This is a genomic window from Lishizhenia sp. (assembly GCF_057456495.1).
In genome coordinates this window covers 1-3,687 of the sequence record NZ_JBVCPV010000237.1, presented here as the reverse complement: position 1 = coordinate 3,687, position 3,687 = coordinate 1, and the positions used below count along the sequence as shown (strand labels likewise).

Below are 3,687 nucleotides of genomic sequence, written 5' to 3'. Positions count from 1 at the left end.
GGAGCAAGGCTTCATCGCAAGTTTGCAGAGCTTTAGTATATGCCCCGTTATTAAAGTGAAGTCGGGCAATGTTCTCGAGCACAGTTACCATAGATCTATGGTTCCCTTGGTCACGCCAAATATCCAGAGCTTTCTGAAAATAGCTTAATGCCTCGGGGTTTTGTATGTTTAAATACACAAAACCAATTTCATTGAAGGATATAGCCTGTAATTCCTTATCCTGCATTTCGTTTGCTAAGTCCAAGGCTTTGCGAGAAAATGCTATTACTTCTTTCACGTCGGCGTGGGCTTCCATGGCTAGGGCTGCCCTACGGTTGTAATAATGTGCCAAGACTTGTGGAGATAGGTTGTGCTTTTGTTGTAAGTCCTCGAATAAGGCGATGTATTTTTCAGCCTTTTCATACTTGGCAAGGGAACGGTAAAATTCAACAAAATACACGTAAACCTTTGCTAATTCCTCAATTTTATAAAGTGTTTTATTGTGCGTCTCGGCCTTGTTTAAATAGAAAAGGGCATATTTATACTCTTCCATTAACTTGTTGGTTTGCGCCATTTTTAAATAAACCTCTCCAAGTTGCTGATCGGTTATCTTTGGGTGTTGTTTAACCTTTTCAAAATATACAAGGGCAGAATCAAACTGCGAATCGTTTAAAAAGTTATTGGCCTTAGCGCTTAGCTCAATTATACTTTGATGTGCATGTGTTTGGGGTACTAGAATCAAAAATACTAGACACATCAATAATCTGCGTAGCATGCAATATGTCTTACTTTTTTTGTTCATGAGTAGTAATACAGTAGATCTTGTTTTAATCGCGCACTAAAATATTTGTTTTCCTCTGGCCCACCATGAGATCCTGCATATATTTTTAAGGAGAACTCCGTAATAGCTCTGTACATGATGTTTTCTCATTTGCTTTTCCCCAAGCCCCTTGGGGTCGGGCTTTTCGCTGTAGTCCTTAATTGGAGAGACTTTTCATTGTAGCGTGTAGTGTGGCTTCTTGGTCGCCCCAAAGCACGCAACATTCAAGAGCCTCTCCAACACGGCGCTGCCGCTACTATCCCTAAAGTGAAAAAAATAGGTAGATGATTAGACGTCATCATTTGGAAACCAAAATTTAGTTTTCGAACTTATCACTTATCCCATAACTACCTAATTCTTAACTACTCAAAATAACTGTGTGATTATTTGGTTTTTGAGTTGCTTAATTTAGCTTTTTAGGCTTCATTTTTCGGGGAGTTTTACTTACTTTGTTGCCGCATGTTTGTAAAGGATAATCATATCAAATCGGTAGAGCTTTATTTTGAAGAAAAGCTGCGAGATAATTTTAGTGGTAATGAGATAAAAACCATTAGCAAAAGCTTGATTGCCCAACGTTTAGGGTTTGCTTTTGACGATTACCTTTTACACAAAGATGGAACAGTAAGTGAATCTGATTTGCTCTTTTTTAGAGCTGCTGTAAAACGTCTACTTTCGGGTGAACCTTTTCAATACATTTTAGGAGAAACTTATTTCTACAATTTGGAGCTAAAAGTAAAACCTGGTGTACTTATTCCACGACCAGAAACCGAAGAGTTAGTACATTGGATAGTGGAAGATGCTGCTCAGAAAGAAAAGGAGTTAACACTAGAAGATTGGTGTACAGGTTCAGGGTGTATTGCACTGGCGCTTAAAAAGGCTTTGCCCCAAGCCCAGGTAAAAGCTATAGATTACGATGATGCAGCTTTAGCGGTAGCGAAAGAAAATGTTGCTTTTACCGGACTGGATGTTAGCGTTGAAAAACAAGACGCCCTTAACATCGCACAGAGTGCTCCTAAGAATTTAGATGTAATCGTATCTAATCCGCCCTATATTCCGAATGCCGATAAAAGCTTTATGGCAGATCATGTTCTAGACCATGAGCCGGGGATTGCACTTTTTGTGGATGATAATGATCCTTTGGTTTTTTACAGAAACCTTGGAATGTATGGTATGGTTCATTTAAAAGAGGGAGGAAGCATTTACTTTGAATTGCATGAAAATTATGCCGCTGCAACCCAGAACATGTTGCAAAGTATGGGCTATTTCATGGTAGAATTAAAGCAAGACATGCAGGGGAAAGACCGCATGTTAAAGGCTACAAAATTTTAAACAATGAACGTTCGCGATAGAATAAAAGAATTAACCGCAAAGTTGCATGCGCTAAATCATGCTTACTACGTGGAAAATAAATCGGAGGTGAGTGATTATGATTTTGATCAAATGCTCAAGGAACTGGAAGATTTGGAAAAGAAACATCCAGACTTGGCAGATCCGAATAGTCCGACCAAAAGAGTAGGGGGAGACATCACCAAAAAGTTTGCAACGGTGGTGCACCAATACCCGATGTTGTCTTTGTCGAACTCCTATTCCAAAGAAGAAATTCAGGAGTGGGAAGCGCGTGTACGTAAGAATGTAGAGGGCGATATAGAATACGTTTGTGAGTTAAAGTACGATGGAGTTGCCATAGGAATTCGTTATGAGAATGGTCGATTTGTACAAGCCGTAACGCGTGGAGATGGAACACAGGGAGAGGATGTTTCGGCCAATGTGCGTACCATCAAAACGGTTCCTTTACAATTGAAAGGAGATTATCCAGAAGATTTTGAAATAAGAGGGGAGATCTTCTTTCCATTAGAAAACTTTCACCAGCTTAACGCTATGCGCGAGGAGTTGGGAGAACAACAATTTGCCAACCCAAGAAATACGGCTTCTGGAACCTTGAAAATGCAAGATTCAAAAGTTGTTGCAGATAGAGGATTGGATTGTTTGCTGTACGGAGTTTACGGTGGTGATTTGCCGGGTACCGGACATTTTGAAACGGTAGCAACTGCAGCGAATTGGGGATTTCAAGTTCCTAAAGAAGAAAAGAAATACATTGTAAAAACCAATTCTATCGATGGTATCATGGACTTTATACATCACTGGGATGTGGAGAGAGCTAATTTGCCTTTTGAGATAGATGGAGTTGTTATAAAAGTAAATGATTATGGTCAGCAACAAGAGCTTGGTTTTACCGCCAAATCTCCGCGTTGGGCCATTGCTTATAAATTTAAAGCAGAACGGGTTTCTTCTATTTTGGAAGAGGTAACCTACCAAGTTGGTAGAACAGGAGCCATCACTCCTGTAGCAAATCTGCAACCTGTACAATTGGGGGGGACTACGGTAAAACGCGCTTCTTTGCACAATGCCGACCAAATCGCCAAATTGAATTTACATGAACACGATGAAGTTTATGTAGAAAAAGGTGGAGAAATCATTCCCAAAATTGTTGGGGTGAACTTGGAAGCTAGAGCAGAAGACGCTCAACCTATTGTTTTTATTGAGGAGTGTCCGGAATGTGGAACAGAACTCAAAAGAACAGAGGGAGAAGCACAGCACTATTGTCCAAACGATTTAGGGTGTAGACCTCAAATCATAGGAAAGATAGATCACTTTATTTCGCGCAAGGCATTGAACATAGACGGACTCGGAACCGAAACCGTGAGTTTAATGGTGAATAAAGGTTTGATTTCAAATTATGCAGATCTCTATACTTTAACTTTCGACGACATTATAGCCTTGGATAGAATGGCAGATAAATCGGCCAATAATATGTTACAAGGTATAGAAGCAAGTAAGCAAGTTCCTTTTGAGAAGGTATTGTTTGGTTTAGGTATTCGTTTCGTAGG

General features: G+C 39.9%; 3 protein-coding genes. 2 read left to right on the top strand and 1 reads right to left on the bottom strand.

What is annotated here, in order from left to right; translation table 11 throughout:
• On the bottom strand, positions 1-754 hold a 754-nt coding region (locus AC22ZQ_RS13220), incomplete at its 3' end, for a tetratricopeptide repeat protein (RefSeq protein ID WP_318959236.1).
• A gap of 504 nt (positions 755-1,258) precedes the next feature.
• Between AC22ZQ_RS13220 and prmC the strand changes: the two genes are divergently transcribed.
• Together prmC and ligA are read left to right on the top strand one after the other, a co-directional pair.
• The gene (prmC, locus tag AC22ZQ_RS13215; RefSeq protein WP_318959235.1) at positions 1,259-2,128 is read left to right on the top strand and encodes a peptide chain release factor N(5)-glutamine methyltransferase; all 870 of its coding nucleotides are present in this window, start codon (positions 1,259-1,261) and stop codon (positions 2,126-2,128) included.
• A gap of 3 nt (positions 2,129-2,131) precedes the next feature.
• A partial coding sequence (gene ligA, locus AC22ZQ_RS13210; protein WP_318959234.1) for an NAD-dependent DNA ligase LigA occupies positions 2,132-3,687 on the top strand: 1,556 nt, incomplete at its 3' end.

Excerpts from the sequence above, each read along its gene's own strand:
- prmC (WP_318959235.1), top strand. The coding sequence starts at position 1,259 with ATGTTTGTAAAGGATAATCATATCAAATCGGTAGAGCTTTATTTTGAA.